16 protein-coding genes are annotated in these 20,587 nt (G+C 37.6%); 3 read left to right on the forward strand and 13 right to left on the reverse strand.

The window, feature by feature from the left end:
- Positions 1-32: 32 nt before the first annotated feature.
- Positions 33-1,178, reverse strand: a complete 1,146-nt coding sequence (locus MKX96_RS15045; protein ID WP_340884786.1) for a sensor histidine kinase — start codon at positions 1,176-1,178, stop codon at positions 33-35.
- 139 nt (positions 1,179-1,317) lie between these two features.
- Between MKX96_RS15045 and MKX96_RS15050 the strand changes: the two genes are divergently transcribed.
- The 3 genes from MKX96_RS15050 (at position 1,318) to MKX96_RS15060 (ending at position 3,646) form a co-directional block, all read left to right on the forward strand.
- The gene (locus MKX96_RS15050) at positions 1,318-1,953 is read left to right on the forward strand and encodes a YigZ family protein (protein WP_340884789.1); all 636 of its coding nucleotides are present in this window, start codon (positions 1,318-1,320) and stop codon (positions 1,951-1,953) included.
- 32 nt (positions 1,954-1,985) lie between these two features.
- Positions 1,986-3,155: a CAP domain-containing protein gene (locus tag MKX96_RS15055; RefSeq protein WP_340884793.1), complete on the forward strand. Its 1,170-nt coding sequence runs from the start codon at positions 1,986-1,988 to the stop codon at positions 3,153-3,155.
- Positions 3,156-3,241: 86 nt separating this feature from the next.
- Positions 3,242-3,646 carry a histidine kinase gene (locus tag MKX96_RS15060; RefSeq protein WP_340884795.1) on the forward strand — a complete coding sequence of 135 codons (405 nt, stop codon included), beginning with the start codon at positions 3,242-3,244 and terminating at the stop codon, positions 3,644-3,646.
- A 450-nt stretch (positions 3,647-4,096) separates the two neighbouring features.
- Here MKX96_RS15060 and ltrA read toward each other — a convergent pair whose 3' ends face one another.
- The 12 genes from ltrA to MKX96_RS15120 form a co-directional block, all read right to left on the reverse strand.
- The gene (gene ltrA / locus MKX96_RS15065) at positions 4,097-5,356 is read right to left on the reverse strand and encodes a group II intron reverse transcriptase/maturase (RefSeq protein ID WP_340885944.1); all 1,260 of its coding nucleotides are present in this window, start codon (positions 5,354-5,356) and stop codon (positions 4,097-4,099) included.
- A 624-nt stretch (positions 5,357-5,980) separates the two neighbouring features.
- Positions 5,981-7,519 carry a SpoIID/LytB domain-containing protein gene (locus MKX96_RS15070; protein WP_340884797.1) on the reverse strand — a complete coding sequence of 513 codons (1,539 nt, stop codon included), beginning with the start codon at positions 7,517-7,519 and terminating at the stop codon, positions 5,981-5,983.
- A complete protein-coding gene (locus tag MKX96_RS15075) occupies positions 7,520-8,227 on the reverse strand; it encodes an SH3 domain-containing protein (RefSeq protein WP_340884799.1) in 708 nt (235 codons plus the stop codon).
- A 160-nt stretch (positions 8,228-8,387) separates the two neighbouring features.
- Entirely contained in the window at positions 8,388-10,922 is a 2,535-nt protein-coding gene (locus MKX96_RS15080; RefSeq protein WP_340884802.1) for an SH3 domain-containing protein, read from the reverse strand.
- Positions 10,923-11,066: 144 nt separating this feature from the next.
- Entirely contained in the window at positions 11,067-12,110 is a 1,044-nt protein-coding gene (locus tag MKX96_RS15085; protein ID WP_340884804.1) for an LCP family protein, read from the reverse strand.
- 79 nt (positions 12,111-12,189) lie between these two features.
- Positions 12,190-13,410, reverse strand: coding sequence for a glycosyltransferase family 4 protein (locus MKX96_RS15090; RefSeq protein WP_340884805.1), 1,221 nt, complete (start codon positions 13,408-13,410; stop codon positions 12,190-12,192).
- Positions 13,411-13,422: 12 nt separating this feature from the next.
- A complete protein-coding gene (galU, locus tag MKX96_RS15095) occupies positions 13,423-14,286 on the reverse strand; it encodes a UTP--glucose-1-phosphate uridylyltransferase GalU (RefSeq protein WP_340884807.1) in 864 nt (287 codons plus the stop codon).
- A 39-nt stretch (positions 14,287-14,325) separates the two neighbouring features.
- Positions 14,326-15,399 (reverse strand): glycosyltransferase, encoded by a 1,074-nt coding sequence (locus MKX96_RS15100; RefSeq protein ID WP_340884809.1) that lies wholly within the window; start codon positions 15,397-15,399, stop codon positions 14,326-14,328.
- Entirely contained in the window at positions 15,396-16,514 is a 1,119-nt protein-coding gene (locus MKX96_RS15105; RefSeq protein WP_340884811.1) for a glycosyltransferase, read from the reverse strand. The genes MKX96_RS15100 and MKX96_RS15105 overlap by 4 nt, the downstream gene beginning before the upstream one ends.
- Positions 16,511-17,899, reverse strand: coding sequence for an O-antigen polymerase (locus MKX96_RS15110; protein WP_340884813.1), 1,389 nt, complete (start codon positions 17,897-17,899; stop codon positions 16,511-16,513). The genes MKX96_RS15105 and MKX96_RS15110 overlap by 4 nt, the downstream gene beginning before the upstream one ends.
- A gap of 14 nt (positions 17,900-17,913) precedes the next feature.
- Positions 17,914-18,981, reverse strand: coding sequence for a non-hydrolyzing UDP-N-acetylglucosamine 2-epimerase (gene wecB, locus MKX96_RS15115; protein WP_340884816.1), 1,068 nt, complete (start codon positions 18,979-18,981; stop codon positions 17,914-17,916).
- Positions 18,978-20,576 carry an asparagine synthase C-terminal domain-containing protein gene (locus MKX96_RS15120; RefSeq protein WP_340884819.1) on the reverse strand — a complete coding sequence of 533 codons (1,599 nt, stop codon included), beginning with the start codon at positions 20,574-20,576 and terminating at the stop codon, positions 18,978-18,980. Before MKX96_RS15120 ends, wecB begins: the two co-directional genes overlap by 4 nt.
- Positions 20,577-20,587: the final 11 nt, after the last annotated feature.

Consider the following 20,587-nt stretch of genomic DNA (forward strand, 5'->3'; position numbering starts at 1 on the left):
ATTTCCTCCTATTAAAAAAACAGCTATAGTTTCTATTCCTCATTTATTGGAATACTAAACAAAATAGTAGTTCCATCTCCTGGGGACGATAAAATTTTCATCGAACCCTCTAGTAAATCGACTCTCTCTTGCATACCGATCAAGCCGAATGATTTTTCTTTTACCACTTTTGGATCAAAACCGACTCCATTATCCTTCACGATAATGTTCATCTTATGTTTCACCCATTCTACCTTCACCCATGCTTCTGAAAACTGACCGTGTTTTAGTCCGTTCGTCAGACATTCTTGGATTAAACGGAAAATGGCTACTTCAAATTTGGGCTGAATTCGTATTTCTTCTCCATATGTTTGAAAATGTATTTTCTTTGTGGGATTGTATTCTCCCGTAGTGGCAATGTATTTTCGGAGCGTCGGGATTAAACCTAGGTCATCTAGGGCCATTGGGCGTAAGTCATAGATAATGCGACGTACCTCCGAAAGTGCTTCGCGCACAGTGCTCTTCAATTCGATAATTTCCTTCATGGCCTCTTCTCCACCACGCTGCTGATACGTAAGATTGATTAAATCAGTTCTTAGTAAGACGTTTGCTAGCATTTGGGCAGGACCATCATGGATTTCTCGTGAAAGGCGTTTTCTTTCTTCTTCTTGTGCTTCAATAATTTTCAGTGTAAAATCCTGTTTAATTTTTGCGTTTTCAAGTGCTTCTCCCACTTCCTTTAAATCTGAAGTAAGATAGTTGATGACAATGTTGACTTGATTGACAAGCTGGTCTGCACGTTCTATCATTTCTAATAGTCCTTGCAACCTTCGTTCTAGTTCATCTCTACGCTGTCTCAGTTGTTTTTCTTCATTACGTTTGATTAAAAGATTAATTTGAAGCTCATTTGCATTTTCGTAAGCGCTACGTACTTGCGGTTCATCGTATGAGTTAAAATTCTTCGAAACCTCTGCTAATCTATTACGAGCAAGTCTCGACTTTGCCTCAAGCGAGTCTCCTTCCAGAATGACGGCCTCAATGCTTCCACGAATTATTTCTAACTCAACTTTCATTTCCTCGAAGCTTTGACGACTTTGTTCGCTTATAATAAATATATCCTTTTTCGAATGATCCATTACTTCGACCATTCGATCGAAAATAACATCTAACGATTGCAATTCAAGATTCTTGTTCGTCATCTGTTTTTTCTCCTTTAGACATTTAACATGAGTCTTCATTCATTTTTACTGACAAATTCTATTATAGCACTAATTAACTAAAATTAAATTAAAATTAGTTTACAAGTATGTTTCAAAGCATTTAGGAGGGAAATTTATTATGAGAAACAATTATCAAACAATTAAGGGATACGCACAAAGTGAAATTATTATTCAAAAGTCCCGATTTATAACTTATATACAACGAGCTGAGACAGAAGAGGAAGCACAAGATTTTATTAATAGTATCAAACAAAAGCATAAAGATGCTAATCATAACTGTTCTGCATACATAATTGGCGAGCATGATCACATTCAAAAAGCGAATGATGATGGCGAACCAAGTGGTACTGCTGGGGTCCCGATGCTTGAAGTCCTTAAGAAAAGAGCACTAAAAGATACTGTCGTAGTAGTTACACGGTACTTTGGAGGTATTAAGCTTGGGGGTGGGGGCCTTATTCGGGCTTATAGTAAAGCGACTACGGAAGGCATCGAGGCAGCAGGCGAAGTAGAATGTCAGCTCCATCATTTAATGAAAGCTTCTATTGACTATACATGGCTAGGTAAAGTTGAAAATGAAATTAGAAACTCCGTCTATCCTCTAAAAGAAATTGCTTACGCAGATTTAGTGGAAATATATGTATACACCAAAGCCGAAGATGAGTTAAAATTTTTAGAGTGGGTAACAGAAATAACAAACGGCCAAGCAAAAATCGACATTGTCGAAAAAGTATTTTTGGAGTTTGATGTCGTTTGATTTATAATTAGGTAGAGGAGTGATGGAAAAAGATGAAAAAATTCTCAATTTTACTTGTGTTACTATTCGGCTTAAGTATTGCTCCTGCAATTACTTTTGCAGCTGATTGTCCAGATAAAGTCACTTGGGATGGCGTTGAGCTGAAAAAAGGACAGATTGGTAGAGTGCTTATCCAACAGCCGACAACGATTTATAAAAACAATAATGGCAACTTTGAACCATTCCGAACAGTAAAGCCTGGAGATAATTATCGAGTCTATGCTAACAAGTCAACATATTATCACCTTGGTGGCGGATTAGTGATTAAGGACGATACATCGATTATTTATCAAACACCATCTAAATCTAAACTTAGCCAATTAAATTGCACACCTGCTCCGACAACTTCTTTTATGATTGGTGATTCCATTTCAACAGTCACCAATAAGCTCGGTGCTGCGAAGAAAACAGTCGCTAACGAATTTGGAGCAATTACTGGGATTTACCATAACAATTACGACAAATTTTATGCGATCAGTACACTTAGCAATAAAATATCTTCTTTATATACAAAGGATAAAAGCTTTCAAGTTAACGGAATTTCCGTTTCCAATACAATCAGTCAGCTCGAGAACAAATTTGGTAAAAGCTATGAAACAAGTGGAAATACGTACCCAGTAGAGATTATCACTTACTCGACACCAAAATATGAAGCAAACTTCTTCATAGACGTCCATAACGACAATAAAATCTCAGCTATTTACTTAGTAGACTACCAACTAATAAACAATAATCCAAATTTATATCCCAAAAAGTCTACAACACTAGAAACAGGTTACGAGAATCTTTTATTTGATTTAATCAATGCAGAAAGAAAAGCTCATGGCGTACAAGTTTTACAATCGGCTCCAAAGGCAGCGGATGTAGCGCGCAAGCATAGTGCGGATATGGGCAAGAACGATTATTTTAATCATAATAATCTTAAAGGTGAATCACCTTTTGACCGTTTAGAAAAAGGTGGCGTACAATTTAGAAATGCCGGAGAAAATATTGCGATGGGATACACGGATCCATATTTTGCCCATGAAGCATTAATGAATTCACTAGGCCATCGAAAAAATGTAATAAACACTGCCTACACCCATGTAGGAGTGGGTGTCTACTTTGTGAAATGGACACATGGCTCCATTCCTTATTACACTCAAAATTTTATAAAACCTTAATAACTAGTAGAGTGTAGACAAAGTCTCGTATTTTGGCTTTGTCTACACTCTTTTTAAATGACATCACGAATAACGAGGGAAATTATATGAAGAAAAATTTAGGAACCGCATTTGGTATATTACTAGTAATTGTTGGTGTTCTTGGCACACTTATTGTCTCCATGGCAGCAGAAATTGGAGTCCTATTGCTAGTTGGCATTGAATATGATCATTGGTCGAATCTAATTTGGTTTATTATCATTTATGGAGTTATTGAGTTCGTCATAATTATGGCAGTTGATGTATTGATTGAAGGTAAGTCGGATAATCATCAGAAATTCCATAAGTTTTTTAGTTATATGATTGTATCATTTATACTTATTATGACCGTTTCGTTTTTCCTAGATTCCATCTACTTACCGGTAACGGGAGCTGTAATTTTCGCTATTGCTACAGCTGCAATATATTTATTGTTTAGCTTGTGGGATAAAAAAGATATAAGCGAAGACTAATAAAACTCTTATCATATTTCTTGTCCGAAACAGTAGGATAATTTATAGAATCATAAATGAGAAATAGCCGATTTTCGCTTTAGGCGGACGCTTTCCACGGGGTGAGCGATAAGCCATCACCCATCGCTTTCGCGCGTGGTTGTGATGTCTTATCTGTCTCACTCATCCCGTTGGAGTCGCCGCCTGCCGCTACAATCAAAGAATAAGTAAATTCTTAAAGAAAATAACACTTTTATGTTAGAGATTACAAAATCTAAAGTTGTCATATCAGGGGTAAACTCTATATAATATGGCAAATTAGCATAGTATTGTCCCCCCAACATCGAGTTTAATCAACCCCTAAGCGTTGCATAGTCTCATTCTTATTCATTTTGAAATCGAGTAGGAGGGAGTGATTAACTCCCGACCTCTCACACCACCGTACGTACGGTTCCGTATACGGCGGTTCAATTAAGATGAATGACGCAAAGTTTCGTAACGAACGTGCAGACTTTTCAGCCCTTGGCTTTCCCAAAAGGAATTGCCAAGGGTTCTGTGTAATATGGGGCTTTTAGAAATGCGCCAGTACCCTTTACGGGTATTTCCCCACTCGTATGCTTTTCCATAAGGAACTTTTAATCGAGTAAGATTTCTGACTCTTGTTCGAGGTTTCTTCCAATCCTTCCAAAGGCACATACGTAATCTTCGTTTAATCCAGCTATCCAATATTTTAAATATGGTAGGTGTATCTGCTAAAGCGAAGTATCCACACCAACCCACTAGATATTGATTTAACTTTTCAATTCTATATTCCATGGAATATGGCATCTTTCTAGAGGTAATTTCTCGTATTTTCTTCTTCATTCGTTGTAGACTTGTTTTTGCAATACGAACCTTCGGTTCTTTATGAGCAGTAAAGCTAAACGCCAAGAATTTTCGATTCCAAGGGCGGTCCACTGCCGATTTCTTTTCGTTAACTTTCAGTCGAAGTTTTCCTTCAATAAATCGTTGTATACTCGCCATTGTTCGTATCCCTGCCCGTTCACTCTTCACATAGATATTGCAGTCGTCTGCGTACCGAACGAATTTATGTCCACGTTTCTCTAACTCTTTATCAAGTTCGTCTAATACGATGTTTGATAAGAGTGGACTTAGAGGTCCACCTTGCGGGGTTCCTTCTTCTGTACTGGAAACTACTCCATTTATCATGACACCGGATTGGAGATATTTACGGATGAGTTTTAGTAAAGGTTTATCTGAAATTCGTTTCGCTAACGTTGCCATTAGTCGGTCATGATTGACCTTATCAAAGAATTTCTCTAAATCCATATCCACGACCCATCGATAACCCTCTTTTATATAACCCTTTGCTTCTCGAATGGCATCATGGGCACTCCGATTTGGTCGGAATCCATAGCTGTATTCTGAAAATGTTTTATCATATTCCTCAGATAATATCTGCGATATAGCTTGTTGAATCAAACGATCTGTCACGGTTGGAATACCTAATAGACGCACACCACCGTCTGGTTTCGGGATTTCGACTCGACGTACTGGCTGCGGTTCATAGGTTCCATTCAAAATCTGCGATTTAATGGTTTCCCAATTTTCGAGGATGTGCTGTCGTAAGGTTTGTACGGGCATCATGTCTACTCCATGGCTTCCTTTATTCGCTTCTACCCGCTTTAACGCTTGTATCATGTTTTTCCGTTCCAGTATCTGATTCAACATCGCCATTTCGTTCCTTTCCGTGAATAACTTATCTTCTTTTGCCCAACTGGACTACACCCTCCGCAAATACCCTCGTGGGATTCACCACTACTTTCTAAGCGTGAGGTTTCTTTGTTTTCTGTGTTCATTCATCCAAGTTGGAAAGCCAAGGGTTATTCTCTCCTAATTGTTCAGTCCTTCCGAATGGTTCTAGACCCATTCGTACTATGACCTCTGCTGACTTCTGATGGTTCAGCCACTCCTCATGGAGTGGGTTATGAAGGGTACTTCACGTTTCCATCAGACCTCCCCGGGTAAGCGCATGCACTTTCACACCATCTATCCGCCTCATTTACTTGGTATGACCTTCGACAGAAAGAGCTTTGTTTTGTTATGCAAACTCACTCAATCATACCTAGCCTTCTATGAGATTCGTGTTCCTCGGACCGGTGATTTGCCTCCAGCTTCCTTCAGATTCCGCGTCACCACGGACACCCTTGCTCTCGGCTAACCTCTACTTCTGTCTTCGGGGTTCGGGACTTGCACCCTATAGTTCATGCGCATGCCGGGCGCACATAAAAAAGCAAGAACGTTGATTCCTCAACGTTCTTGCTTTTTGCTTTTTGCTTTTTGCTTTTTGCTTTATTAATATTTTTCAATCGTTACACTCTGATAGTAATGCTTGAGTATGCGATCGTATGTCCAGCCAGCTTCTGCTCGAGCTTTGGCACCATATTGACTCATACCGATACGATGTCCGTAGCCTTTTCCGTTGACCGTCACAGATTGAATGCCCGTTTGTACAGTATCTGTGTTCACAGTACCGCTACTAGTTTGGATGCTTATCGATCCTTCTGGAATCGTTACAATACCGTTAGCTGTTTGAACGGAAACACCAGTCAGCGAATCCACAGGAGTTGTTCCATTAGCCTGTTGAACAGTAATATCATTTACTCCTCCACCAGTTGGTTTTGTAAATGCAACGTCAAACCAGCTTGACTTCAAGGATTTGTTGCTTGCATCTAAGAAAACATTACGCATTACTGTTTCATTTCCTGTAATAGTTTTCTCTCCTGCAGAGGTTACAGCTGTTACTGCTGTAACTTCACCATTTGCTCCACCTTTTGTCAGCTTAATATCCAATAGCTGATCAGTCGGGCTAAAACCAAACTTCGTTAAAATATTGGATACCGGAATTTGTACAGACCAGTTTTTGTATGGGGATTGCTCAATCGAATCATCCACAGATATAAATTGTGGTACCTGCGTAGAATCCCATACATCACCAATATTTGCTGTTTTCCCACCACTAGTTGAAAAATAAAATGCTTCCACAAGTTTTCCTTTATACTTAACTACTAAATCCTTAGTAGCATCTACTGCTGCATTTGTGTTTTTATGCTCAGATGTATAGCCTTTATACATTTGATCCTTAGTGGTATTGCTTAAGATGCCAGCTTTGCTTAGCGTGTAGCTACGGGCTGCTATCGTTTGAGCTTTTAATGCTTCAAGATGCCAGGAAGCAAAAGACTCATTAGGAATAACGCCCTTTAAGTAGTTTTCTAAATCTAGTCTATTCACAATTTGGACGTTAGTTCCTGATTTCACGACATTGAAGCTTCCTCTATATTGCGAGCCGTTTGGTGTCTTACCGAGTGGCTGAGAGACAACAGACGCTACAGTTGCGTCCTTGGCAGGTACCCAGGAGGAAACCCCCTGTTCATCCGTAATGGAATACCAAAGCTCTCCATTTCCATTCGTAAACTCCGTTACATATTTTGCCCCTTGGAACGGTTGATAGGATTTTACAACCCCATAATCAGCGGTTGCACCCTTTCTTCCTTCTACAGGAGCTCGAAATACAACTATTTTTTCATTTCCTGTAAGTGCATGTAAGGCATAGCCTTTGGAAGAGTACATAGTTGCCCCCATTTGATAAATGGAAACCTCCCCATTAACCTGAGAAAATGTTATAGGTGTATTAGGCAGTGCAAAGAACATTTCTTTAGTTGTAAGATTTTCTAACTTATATACCCCATTTAAAGACAAGGAAGTTGTAAAAGTATTGTGTACCTCGACTTGTATTTGCTTCGAATAGGTCTCCTGCTTATATGCAAGTGCTGTATTGGCTGACGCAAAGCTTAATGAAACAGCCGCTAATACTGCTACAAATTTTTTATTCAATTATCTCACCTCAGTTAACGTACTTAGTACCCAACCTTTGTTTCCTTTTGGGGATTGAACATTGTACCACGTTTCACCTTTTGCATTTTTAAAAGAACTTATGTATTTTAAAGAAGTTCCTTTTGCTACTAGTTCGATAGAAGCATAGCTAGTTGTAGCGCCTTTACGGATGTTCACTGCTTCTTTTGCACTAACAGAGCTTGGTGTTACATTACTTGGCTTTGTTGTTGTAACGTCTCCAGAGTGAACCCACCCTTTTACAGTTGAAGATACTTCTACTCGGTACCATAGGTTTGCTCCCGTACCGTGCTGATCAATTACATTTAATGATTTGTTTGCTGTAAATGTTGCAAGTACCTTGTAATTACGTGTAGCTCCACTATGAACCTTCACGCTGCTAGCATTTGTGTATACAACTGAAGGTAAAGTACCAGGTGTAGGTGTGTCAGGTGTTGATGGAATAGGCGGAATTACTGTGCCACCCTCTGAAACTGCTTTTTGCAGTTGTTTAATCATAGCGTCCTGCTCAGCAACTTTCTTTTCTAAAGTTGTTACTTTTGAATTTAACGGATTCAATTGAGATTGCACCCAATCAACTGAAGCTAATAGTAGATTAGAATTTGCATTCGTAGTGGTCGGTGTATTAATGGCAATTAGAAAGCTTAAACCTAATACAACCCCAATCGTTGTAAGTATTTTCTTTTTCATTTTTTGTCTTCCTTCCTATCTTTTTATTGTTTTATCGCTAGAAATGACTAATGACTAATGACCCAATATTTCGACAAAGAATTTTTTCAAAAAAATGGCCGATATGTCCTAGGAATCACTCCTAGGATATTTATCGGCATAATTTCCTATTACTTAACAATTATTGATTAAAGAAGTCTTGTAGTCCTTTACGAATACCTACCGCTGCTTTTTTGCGGAAGGAATCGGAGGCTAATAATGCCTCTTCCGATGGATTAGAGATAAATGCAAGCTCCACTAACACAGAAGGAATCTCATTCATGCGGTTAACATAGAATGATTGTTGTTTTACTCCTCTATTGTAGGTACCAACCTCTTTGACTAGATTTGCTTGAACGCTTTTCGCTAGTGTAAAACTCTTTGGACCGTTAAAGTTAACTGACGTATTGTAATAAGTAGTAGTTCCTTTAGATGTGGATGAGAATGAATCCGCATGGATACTGATAAATGCATCATAATCAGAAGCATTAGAAATATCAGTTCTCTCTTTTAGTTCTAAAAATACATCGGTACTACGTGTTAAGGTTACAATCGCACCTGCTGCCTCTAGCTCTGCCTTCAAGAATTTAGCAGTGCCAAGGTTAACATCTTTCTCTCTAGTGCCTTTAGGACCTACTGCTCCCGGATCCTTAGCTCCATGACCTGCATCAATAATGATTTTCTTACCAGCTAAGCCTTTGGTAACAACCTTGATCGTTAACTCTTTATCGTAATCTCTTATTGTATACGTATAGTTAGGATCAAATGTAACAGTTAATACCGAAGTACCTCCTGATACTGTATCTACCTTCATGCTTTTTACTCCCTTTAAGCCGGAAGCGATTGTATTAATACTAGATAGATTACCATTAATTTTTAATACATTTGCAGATGGCATTGTATAAGTTATCTTAAAATTAGTAGGTTTTGTCCATACTAAATAATTTTGTCCGTTACGCACTTCAGTTCTTCCATTAATAAGAGAGACTGGTGATGCATCGGATACTAAGGAAGCTTGAATCCAACCACGTTTTCCACTTTGTGTTTCAACATTTAACCAGCTGTTTAAAGTACGTAAGATTCTTAAAGGAGAGCTAGCTGTGACAGACTCTACCTTTTTAGAGGTGGCACTTGCACTGCTGAATACAGTAGACGCTTTTGTTGCATATTTTGTAGGTATGTTATCACTTACCTCAAAGTCAGGAATCCAACCTTCGACTGCCCCTGCTTTAATATGTAACCAATTAGTTCCGTCTGTACCATTTATCTTATTTAATACCGTGAATGCTGTATCTTTAGGAAGCCCCTGTAAAACGGCAGAGTTAAATTTACTATCTGCGTATACCAAAGCATTATATCTTTTAATAGTTCCAGTTTCTCCATTGCCTGGAGTGACTACTGGGGGCTCTATTGTGCTATCCACTATGTTTACTACAGATTCATGAAGCCATGCTTCTCCACTAGTTGTGCCAACCTTGTACCATTTTTCATTGTTTGTATCTAATGCATAATGGGTAGAGATAAAAGAGTCGTTTAATCTAGATTGAGTAACAACATCATAGGACATATTAGGGCCTGAACGCATATTAGCGACGGAAACAGAAACTACTAGATTTGTATTTTGTTCTATAACTTGTCCACTATCTGGCGTTTCAGTTGGTGGTGCTTCTGGTGAAGTAGAAACACTATCGAATGCTTCCCCAGATATCCAGCCTTTTTTGCCCGTTGCATAAGTTACTTGATACCACTTTTCTTTTGCAGCATTTGTAAATTCCTGATGGACTGCTAACTTTGTTCCTACATTAATAGTTGCAACAACTTTATAGCTTTTAGTTGCCCCTGAATGTACAGTAGAAGCTTTTACAACTGTCTTAGAATCACTTGTTGCTTCTTCAAAAGCAGTAGCTTGGATCCAACCCTTTTTCCCAGTTGCATAGGTTACTTGCATCCACTTTTCTTTTGCAGCATTTGTAAACTCTTGATGAACAGTCAATGTAGTGCCGGCTTTGACAGTAGCAACTGTTGCATAGCTTTTAGTTGCCCCTTTATGGACCGTCGATTGATTTACTACCTTCATAGAGGTACCAGTCTCTCCATTAGTAGCATTCAATAAAAATAGATCTGATAAAACCCACCCTTTTTTCCCCTGATATTCTACATTAAACCAAACTTCTTTTTGAGCGTTTGTAAAACTACTTAAAATTTTCAAGGAAGTTCCAGATGGAACAGTAGACAATATTTTGTAGGAAGTAGTTGCACCGCTTCTCATATGAGCTGCAGATTTCCCTATTTTTTGTGAAGAACCAACGTAAGAATTTCCATTAGTAGTAGAGTTTCCTCCTACAGCATTTGAAACCTCTTTTACGTAATCGCTTATTACCCAACCGGACATAGAATCGGCCTTTACTTTATACCATAATTCACCGCTAGCATTTGTAAAGCGGTCAATTATAGTAACTAGCTGTCCATTTTGGACTTTTCCAATGCTATTGTAGCTAGTAGTAGCTCCTTTTCTAATATTGACATTGTTATTTGTAATTAGGCCTTTAGTAGATTGTTGAGTAGACGCAATTGCTGTGTTCGAGGCAGCATACGTGTAAACTGTATCACTTGTCAGAAGATTAATGGGCAAAAGGACAGAAGTTGCTAAAACAGATGATGCGATTACTTTTTTCATTTTTTCCTCCCTGAAAACGTGTATTTTCTACATTTTAATGCAAATTTTACTATAAAACAATCCAACAAATGTATTAATAGACATGAAATATACTCGAGGAATAGAAAAAAGAGTAAAATGAGGAGTCCATATGGACTCCTCATTTTACTCTCCAATTGTTAAATCAGTTACTTTAGTTGATTTTTTTGAATCAGTTTGGGCATTATTACCGAAATCTTTTAAGTTTAGTTTTAGTTGCTCACTAAGTTCCTCTAAACCTTCTTCATCTGGTATGAAATAATAGACGCCTCTACGTGTATCATCTACCCCTTTAAGCTGAAGCTGCTCGATTGGTGAAGACTTAATCTTTTGGTATGTCTTAATTAGACCAAGATATTCGGAAGAAGGAATATTAGTTTTCACATTATTTCCTATATCTTCAATCATATCATCTATTTTAGTAATATTTGATATGCTCGTGCCTCTATCAATTATTTCTTTAATTACTTGCTTTTGTCTATTATTACGACCAAGGTCACCTTGCGGATCGCTTTTTCTCATACGTACATAAGCAAGAGCTTCGTTACCGTTAAGTTCCATAGGGCCTTCTGTGTACGTTTTCCACTTTAAGCTGCCTGTTAACTGTGCTTTAAATGTAAATGGCACCTCTACATCAATTCCACCTACCGTATCAACGATATCTTCAAAGCCTTGGAAGTCTGTCGAAACATAGTAATCTATCGGAATATCTAACATCTCTTCAATTGTATTGATCGTATAGTTAATACCACCATTCGCGTAGGAATGGTTTATCTTATCGTTATACCCTAGGTCAGGAATATAAACTCTTGTATCACGTGGTATACTTACCATGGATATCTTATTTGTCTTAGGATTTACTGTTGCAACTAAAAGCACATCTGAACGGCCATATTTAGCTTTTTCTTCATTCTCAATACCGGCCAATAAAATAGTAAACGCTGAATCTTCTGCCTTCGCATTGTCGAACTTCTCTATTGCCTCGTTTTGTTCTTCCTTTTCACGATCTAGTGGCTCATAGATTTTGTTAACAGCGTTCTTTGTCTGAAACGACAAATTAGTAGCAAATACGATAACTCCAGACAATAACACCATCGCAACGATCAGTACAGTATATAAAATTTTTCTTCTCGTCTTGTTTTTTCTCTTGTTTTGACGTGAAGTAGTCATAATAATTCCCTACTTTACTTTTAAATTTTATCTTACCAATTATACATAATTTAACGGATGGTGTATATCGTAAAGAATATTACTTTTGAGTAATATTTTGTAACAAGTCATTTACAATTGTAGTCCAGCTATATTCGTCTTCTGCTAATCGTCTACCGTTTTCTTCCATAGCTTTTCTATCATTTACCTTCATTTCTACAAATTCAAACATTTTTTCAGACATTGAGTCAACATTTTCTGGTTGAGCTACTAATCCTATATTATTTTCTGTAATGATTTTTGCACTTTCCCCTTTACCACAATATAGCACTGGTACTCCAGATGCTGCTGCAGGGAAAATTTTCGATGGACGTGCGCCCTCAAATAATTGTATGTCACGAAGTGGAACTATACTTACATCTGTTACTGAAAATAATTTTGGCATTTCCTTCAAAGGAAGATGTCCTAAAAATGTAGTGTTTTGTAAACCAAGCTCATCCTTCAATTTATGAAGCTTTTCTTCTTCTGGTCCTGCTCCTGCAATAAGAAAGTGAGCATGTGGAACGGTTTCCTGCATTTTTTTCGCTGCATACAAAATAAACTCAAGCCCTTGAGCGTATCCAAGGTTTCCTCCGTAGGCAAAAACAAACTTACCCTGTAAGCCAAACTTTTCTACATACTCTTCATTCTTTTCCTGAGGATAGAAGAATTTTGTATTAACTCCATTAGGTAATACAAATACTTTTTCCTCTGGCTGAGAGTGGTTAATGATGTATGACTTAATACCATCCGTGGCAGTTGCGATTTTCCAAGAATGCTTATAAAGAAAGGATTCCAGAATTTCTGCAAGCTTAATAAACATTTTATTTTTTACAAGCCCAAGCTTAACAGCCGACTCTGGCCAAACATCCGCTACGTTAAAAACGAACTTGGCTCCTTTTAGTTTTGCCCCAATTAACCCAGTCAATCCTAGAAAGATCGGTGGAGAATTGACAATAATAACGTCCACTTTCCCTGTTTTCATTAACCCAAAGAACGAACTAAAGGTAAATGAAAAATAGGAAACAAGGCGTTTCCAAAACGACCCTTTTTTAGATGGATAAATCCAAGTTCGGTGAACCGGGATGTCATCCCATTTTTCAAACTCATATTTTTTCCCTTTATATTCATCTGGAATAATTCCGTGTGGATGATGAGGAAACGCGGTAACTACCTGAATATCATGTCCTTGAGCAAGTAATTCCTTACTAACTTCATATACACGAATTTGAGGTGCACCTGTTTCTGGTGGAAAATGTTGACATAAATATACAATACGCATCGCAATCACCGTTTAATCTTTCAATTTATTCTTCAAGTAAGCAAGTAATGGTTCCTTTAAATCGTCACGCTTTAATGCAAAGTCAAATGTTGCCTGCAAAAACCCAAACTTGTCTCCAACATCATAACGCTTGCCTTCGAACATATAAGAATAGATGGATTCTTTTTTCAGTAAGGCATCAATAGCATCTGTAAGCTGAATTTCACCTTTTGCATCCGGCTGTACTTTTTCAAGTTCTTCAAATATGCCAGGAGTCAAAATATAGCGTCCAACTATAGCTTGATTGGACGGAGCATCTTCAATAGCAGGTTTCTCTACTAGTCGTTTAACTGAGTATAAGTCGTTTTCCGCTGCACTATAATCGACAATTCCATATTTGTTTACATCTTCACTTGGAACTTCATTTACGCCTAAAATACTGCTATGTACTTCCTCATACTTGGCAATCATTTGTTGAAGTGCTGGGACTTCTGAATCGATGATGTCATCTGGAAGCAATACTGCGAATGGTTCGTTGCCTATGAATTTTTTAGTGCAAAGAATGGCATGTCCTAATCCAAGTGGTTCTTTTTGTCTCATGTAATGGATGTCCACCAAATTAGAGATGTTCTCCACTTGTTCTAATAACTCTAGCTTGCCCGTATTTTTAAGCAATAACTCCAGTTCAATGGATTTATCAAAATGATCTTCCATAGATTTTTTGTTTCGTCCAGTAACGATGATAATATCTTCAATCCCTGAAGCTATAGCTTCTTCGATAATATATTGTAAATTTGGTTTGTCTACAATTGGAAGCATTTCTTTTGGCAATGCTTTTGTAGCTGGTAAAAACCTTGTACCAAAGCCCGCTGCAGGAATGACTGCTTTCTTAATCATATAATTCACCTTTTCTTCTATTAGAGGCAATTTAAACTTTTAAGCCTCTGTATATTTTTCGTATAATGACAACATGTAATTAGCGTTATCAACCCAACTATAATTGTCCTTTACATGAGCTATGCCTGCTTTACCCATTCCAGCTCTTAAATCATTGTTCCCGGCCAGTTTTATAAAAGCAGCTGCCAGCTGATCTGGACTTTCCTTATCAGTGACAATACCCGTGACATCCTTCACTACTACTTCCGGTAATCCCCCGACATTCGACACGACGACCGGAACGCCACAAGCCATCGCTTCTACTGCGGCTACTCCAAAGCTTTCGCTATCTTCTGTGGAAGGAACAGCGAAAATAGACATGCTACGAATAATAGCAGGAACCTCTGTATTTGGTACCTTTCCGGTAAATGTAGTAACGTTGGATATACCAAGCTCATCTGCCAGCTGCTCATATTCTTTTCTTTGAGGGCCATCCCCAGTAATGAGTAGCTCAGAATTTGGATACTCTATATGAAACTTAGCAAAGCCTTTTACCAAATCAGCTATCCCATACTTGTCCTCTAATGCTTTTACCGTTCCAACAATGATTTTGTCATTACTTTCATTTGTATGGGCTTCAGGGTAAAACTTCTCCAAGTCCACTCCAAATGGCGTTACGTATACAGGACGATTCGTATAAAGATTCGTTTCCTTCGCCATAATATGACTTGTTGAGCAGATAGCCGTTGCTTTACTTAACGTAAATCTGACAAGCTTTTCATTTAATTTATTTTTCTTAGGAAAATCAAAGATATCCTTGCCCCATACCGATACAAAATGGACCTTATAGTCAACAATCGCTCCTAGCAATCCATAGCTTGAGATAAAATGGGAATGCAAGATGTCAGGATTCCATTCTTTTAGCATTTTCTTTAAGGCAGGTGCTGCTGCAATATAAGATGCCTTACCGGGTAACACCTTCGGCAAAATTTCGGTAGGTACTTGCTTGGCATTATCTTCCGAATAATGATCCTTGAACGTAAATACTTTTACGTCTATACCTTTCGATTGATAAAATAATGCCCACTTATGTGTATGAATAGACTTACTTGGAGCTAATACAGCTATTTTCATTTTTTATTACCTCCTATAAGCGCTTGTGCAGCCTGCTCGGCACGTGCATTCCAAGAATGTTGCTGTAAAAAGCTTTTTTTAATATTTTGTTTGAACTGTAAATATTCAGGTTGAATAGCTAGCATACCTTTCACAAGTCCCTCAGCATCATCCTCGGCTATTACGCCGTATGGTCCCGATAATATAAAGTCTTCTTGTGCAGAGCAATTCGTTGCAACAATAGGCAAGCTCGCCGTTAAGTATTCTACTAATTTAATCGGTACTGCAAAGTCGTTGTAAGTGGATCTTTTACGAGGGATAAATGCAAAGTCTACTTGCTCGTATAATGCTTGTAGCTCTGCCCCACTCACATGCTTTAGCTCGATGTATGGCTGCTGTATTTTATTTTTTTCTTCTTGGCTAAGTTGAGTATACTCTTCCTCACGGCAAACAATGACCAAGTTTCCTAATGTCTCGTCCTTATTTAGAAGCGCATATGCATCGACGAGTGTTGGTAATCCATAATCCTCGTTATTAATGCCACCTACATAAATACCTTTAAACGGCTTTTGCATTTCTCGATAGTTGTCATTCAACTCGGTAAAGCGACCGCCCGGTGGAAGAGCCATTTTGTTCGTATTGATAGCTACGTATTTTCCCATAGCATCACTTGGAAGAAACAGTGTATGAACATACTTCTCATAGAATCTTTCTTCCATCCTATAAATAGTCTTCATAACCGTTTTTTTGATACCCTTCAAAGGATATAATTCATCGAATTTCCAATACACATCTCGGTAAAAAACACCTATAGGCACTTGAAGTCTCTTTAATGTTTTAAAAACATCCTTATCAATAATCCAGTCTTTTGGAATATGTCCCGGATCTGTTAACCATAAAGGAATCGTTTGATTTTCTGAATAACAAAACAATGTTTGCTCTTGTTTCTTTTCAGCAAGCATCTTATTCCATAATTGACGTCTCTCAGTAGAAGTACCTGAAATAACAATAGTTTCTAAATTATTTTCGGTTGCATATTTTTCTATTGCCTTAATCATTTCAACGGGGCGAATTGCTGAACCACTCTTCGGATTAGTAGCAAGAGTAAAAGGATAATAAATTAAAATATTTTTCATTGTGGTGCTCCTTTTTTTCGTACTTTGCTTAATAGGAACGTCCATATAATATGGAAATACTGTTCCAGAATAAACAATCCACCCAATACTACGGTCATTAATATCCACACTGGGTTAAAGAAAAAGTCAGCTACTCCTCCAACAAGTGTTCTTGGTAGATTAATCGTAAAGTAGACAAACAATGCTATAACCACTGGTGTTTTCGGTAAGCGTAAAAAGATGATATATAACACCTGTATAACTGCTGCAATATAAATAATAGATATAATAACACCTAGATATCCAAACGAAGCAAAGGCTTCACCAAGGAAAATGGTATTAAGAACACCACCAGTACCTTTGTCTACGTTTTCAGGAAACACATTCTCCATTACCATTCGTGCTGATCGTACTTGCTCGATATCGAAAATTCCAGCAATAAAGGAAGGCAAGCCTTTCGCTTCTAAGAAGCTTAGAGAATGTGAGTACGTATCCAAATGTAAAAAGAATGGTGAAATTTGCGCCAGTATAATCCTTCCAATTGGGCCAGAATTATGAGACAAGAAGCTTTCAATCTCTGTAACCCCTTGAATCGCCACATACATAACGATTAATAAGGCACTTCCCGCCAAAATATAACCGCTGATTCTCTTCCAATTGAGCTTTAGCTTTTGTGTATATACACCAGCTAGAAGCAGCATGATGATATAAAAGAAAATTGGAGACTTAGCTAAATCATAGGTAGAGATTAGGACGGATGAAATGAATAAAACAAAGAACAATACTTTCCAATATAATGCTCTCGATTTCGTAGTATATACAAATGCAATAATAGAAAGGACTGGAGTCAATGCGATACCGAATATATTCCGAATATACACATTCCCACTGAAGCCTCTACTCGCATCAATTCTAAGCTTTGCAAGCTCCGATGTATTCCCCTTTAAAAGCTCCAATAAAGGAACATTCGCTGTCTTCAATAAGGTATAAGCAACTGCTAAAACAGATATAGCGGATAAAGCACCAAAAGCCAATCTAAAGATACGCTCATTCTTATCTACACTTGTACGAACGGGTTTTTGCAGATAGTTATTAAATTCTAGCTCCCCATTAAACCCAAAAATTCTACCTACAACTAACTGAGTTAGTGGGAATAAAATCATTAATAGCGTCAATAAAATAAAACCAATTATTCGATATTCCTCATGGTCCATTCTTTTGATCATATAATAATCATCTATTCCTAAAGCTATTAACAATCCGCCAATATAACTGGAGATAAGGAAAGAATAATAATAAACAATAGAAATCATATTTGGCTTTACAAGCGAAAGGCTTCCAGAAACCTTTTTAAAAAGGTATGTGGAAGCCACCACAGTAAAGAGCCATATGCTAAATATTAACAATGCTCACACCTACTTTATTTACTTGAATATTCCTTTAGTAAAGCTAACACTTTTTCCGATGTTTTTCCATCACCGAAAACAGGAGTATAAGAAGGAGTTACTTCTTTTTTAACTGCGTCTACGATTTTATTTGTATCTGTTCCAGTTAAGATATTTGCATCCTCTATTAATGTCTCTACCCATTCCGTTTGATCGCGAACAGTGACACAAGGTACTTCTGCAAAGTATGCTTCTTTTTGAACGCCACCAGAATCTGTTACGATTTTTCTTGCGTTTGTTTCTAAGGAAAGCATATCCAAATAACCAACTGGATCTATAACTTGTAAATTAGGAATTTCATCTAGCTTAAAGCCGTAATCCTCTAATTTTTTCTTTGTTCTTGGATGGATTGGCCAAACCTTTTTATCTTCGATTTGACGGAACGCATCTAAAATTGACTTCATACGGTCAACATCATCTGTATTTTCCGCACGATGAATCGTAATTAGTAAGTAATCCTTTGGAGCGAGCTTTTCAGTCTCTAAAATAGTAGATGTAGACTTAGCTAGCTCTTTATTGTATAGAACTGCATCATACATTACGTCACCAATATTATACACGCCTGCGCTAATATTTTCGTTCGTTAAATTCTGGATAGCTGTCTCCGTTGGACAAAGTAACAACGTGGAAACATGGTCCGTTAAAATACGGTTAACTTCTTCAGGCATTCTCATATTGAAGCTGCGAAGACCTGCTTCGATATGAACAATAGGAATATGCAGTTTAGCAGCTGCAAGTGCTCCTGCTAATGTTGAATTTGTATCACCATACACTAATAAGAAATCAGGATTTTCTTTTAAAATTATTTCTTCGATTTTAGCTAGCATTTCACCAGTTTGTTTACCATGGTTTCCTGAACCGATTCCTAAATGATAGTCAGGCTTTGGAATGTTTAATTCTTCGAAGAATATATCTGACATATTGGCATCATAATGCTGACCAGTATGAACGATAAGCTCTGTTACTTCTTCACGAATAACACGTGAAACTGCTGCTGCTTTTATAAACTGAGGTCTTGCTCCTAAAATAGTTAGAACCTTCATTTTGTAATCTCCTTCATCATTTCAATCATGTCTTTTACGATAAACGAATTGATATTGTACGGATGCTCATACTTTTGACCATTTCTTTTAAAAGTAAGAGACTGTACATACTGCTTGTAAGTCGGATAGATTCCGTACCACTCCATTGGCTCATCAAAATATTTACGATATAGATTTTTCTTTCTATATATTTTGCGTAGTAAAGGATAGAGAATACCATATTTATTTTTAAGTGAATTTTCTGGTCCTGGCTTTTGAGGCAATGGATAGTATTCCGGATACATTTGATGCAATGTGTAATCATATAAATATTTTTTATACTTTAAATCCGCAGGGATTTTACTGAAAAAGTGGATTAAACGATCATCCCATAACGGAATGGACCAGCCTTGTCCAAAATATTCGTATACACGAACAGAATTAATGATAAATTTCGCTTGTCGTTCTCGCCAATTCCATTCATCAATTAAAGAAGTGACACGTTCATTGGTATAATTGGAATACGCTTCAATATCCTGATACAATCCTTTACCGATATCTGTTTCTGCATAGCTGTCTTTACCAGCTAGCTCCCATAATCGAAAATGCTTGTTCATTATAAAGGTTTGAATTTCACTCTTTTCAAATTGCTTGTCAACAATCGACTCATAAGGTAAATGTCCCCCTGCCAGATAATCTAAGGAATGACCTGGTAAAAACACTGCGTCTTGTAACCCTTCTTGCTCAACCAGCAGCTTAGTGCTTGGAAAATCTTGAAGATGTGCTACCGAAACAGCATTACTAGAATACACCACATAGTCCTTCCATTCGTCAGACTTGTACATATCCTCCCACATCTTTTTATCATAGGCAAAGTATTTCCATTTTAAGCCTAGCTTATCAGCAATCTGTTTACTAACAGTTGACTCTCCGTTCCCTGGTCTTCCGTATGTAAATGCAATAATATTATCCTTTAAACCACGTTCCACCAAGGCCAATGCGATTAATCGAGAGTCATATCCACCACTAAGCGGAATGACGATTTGGCGATCCTTTAAACGACTTGCAAGATCATCAAATAAGTCATGAAATACTGTCTTTAACTCGGCTGCAAATGTATCGATTTGCTCTGTTTCTTTTGGAAGAACATACGAATAGTAGTAATCATGGACAGCCTTTTCCTGCAACGTAACATAAGAAACTGCAGGAACCTGTTTCCATTCCTTAAATAACGTCTTCTCTCTAAAAACAAATCCTGTGATTAGGAACTCTTCCTCTGCCTCTGGATCCATATTTAAGCCTTCCTGAGGCTGTATATAATCTTGGACAAGCCAGTTGCCTGACTGATCCTCCATATAAAATAATGGAATAGAACGCTTCATATCAGTTACCAGTTTTGTTTCGACTGGAGTTGTATAGATTAACGCATATTCCCCATTCCATTTGGCAAAGTCATTAGATGTTAAAATTTCTTCATTTATAATGCTAGCGAAGTTTTCATGGGTGACATATTGATTTTCATAATAGAAGTATCCTCTGAAAAATCCTTCATACCCGACACCTTTTATAGTATGAAAATCTTTATGCCTAAGGTTTGTTATACATTTTTTTGACATGCCTATCCCCC

Source organism: Psychrobacillus sp. FSL W7-1493 (assembly GCF_038004905.1).
Lineage (GTDB): Bacteria > Bacillota > Bacilli > Bacillales_A > Planococcaceae > Psychrobacillus.

Coding starts and splice junctions, on each gene's coding strand:
- MKX96_RS15045 (WP_340884786.1), bottom strand. CDS start 1,178: ATGACGAACAAGAATCTTGAATTGCAATCGTTAGATGTTATTTTCGAT.
- MKX96_RS15050 (WP_340884789.1), top strand. CDS start 1,318: ATGAGAAACAATTATCAAACAATTAAGGGATACGCACAAAGTGAAATT.
- MKX96_RS15055 (WP_340884793.1), top strand. CDS start 1,986: ATGAAAAAATTCTCAATTTTACTTGTGTTACTATTCGGCTTAAGTATT.
- MKX96_RS15060 (WP_340884795.1), top strand. CDS start 3,242: ATGAAGAAAAATTTAGGAACCGCATTTGGTATATTACTAGTAATTGTT.
- ltrA (WP_340885944.1), bottom strand. CDS start 5,356: ATGTTGAATCAGATACTGGAACGGAAAAACATGATACAAGCGTTAAAG.
- MKX96_RS15075 (WP_340884799.1), bottom strand. CDS start 8,227: ATGAAAAAGAAAATACTTACAACGATTGGGGTTGTATTAGGTTTAAGC.
- MKX96_RS15080 (WP_340884802.1), bottom strand. CDS start 10,922: ATGAAAAAAGTAATCGCATCATCTGTTTTAGCAACTTCTGTCCTTTTG.
- MKX96_RS15085 (WP_340884804.1), bottom strand. CDS start 12,110: ATGACTACTTCACGTCAAAACAAGAGAAAAAACAAGACGAGAAGAAAA.
- MKX96_RS15090 (WP_340884805.1), bottom strand. CDS start 13,410: ATGCGTATTGTATATTTATGTCAACATTTTCCACCAGAAACAGGTGCA.
- galU (WP_340884807.1), bottom strand. CDS start 14,286: ATGATTAAGAAAGCAGTCATTCCTGCAGCGGGCTTTGGTACAAGGTTT.
- MKX96_RS15100 (WP_340884809.1), bottom strand. CDS start 15,399: ATGAAAATAGCTGTATTAGCTCCAAGTAAGTCTATTCATACACATAAG.
- MKX96_RS15105 (WP_340884811.1), bottom strand. CDS start 16,514: ATGAAAAATATTTTAATTTATTATCCTTTTACTCTTGCTACTAATCCG.
- wecB (WP_340884816.1), bottom strand. CDS start 18,981: ATGAAGGTTCTAACTATTTTAGGAGCAAGACCTCAGTTTATAAAAGCA.
- MKX96_RS15120 (WP_340884819.1), bottom strand. CDS start 20,576: ATGTCAAAAAAATGTATAACAAACCTTAGGCATAAAGATTTTCATACT.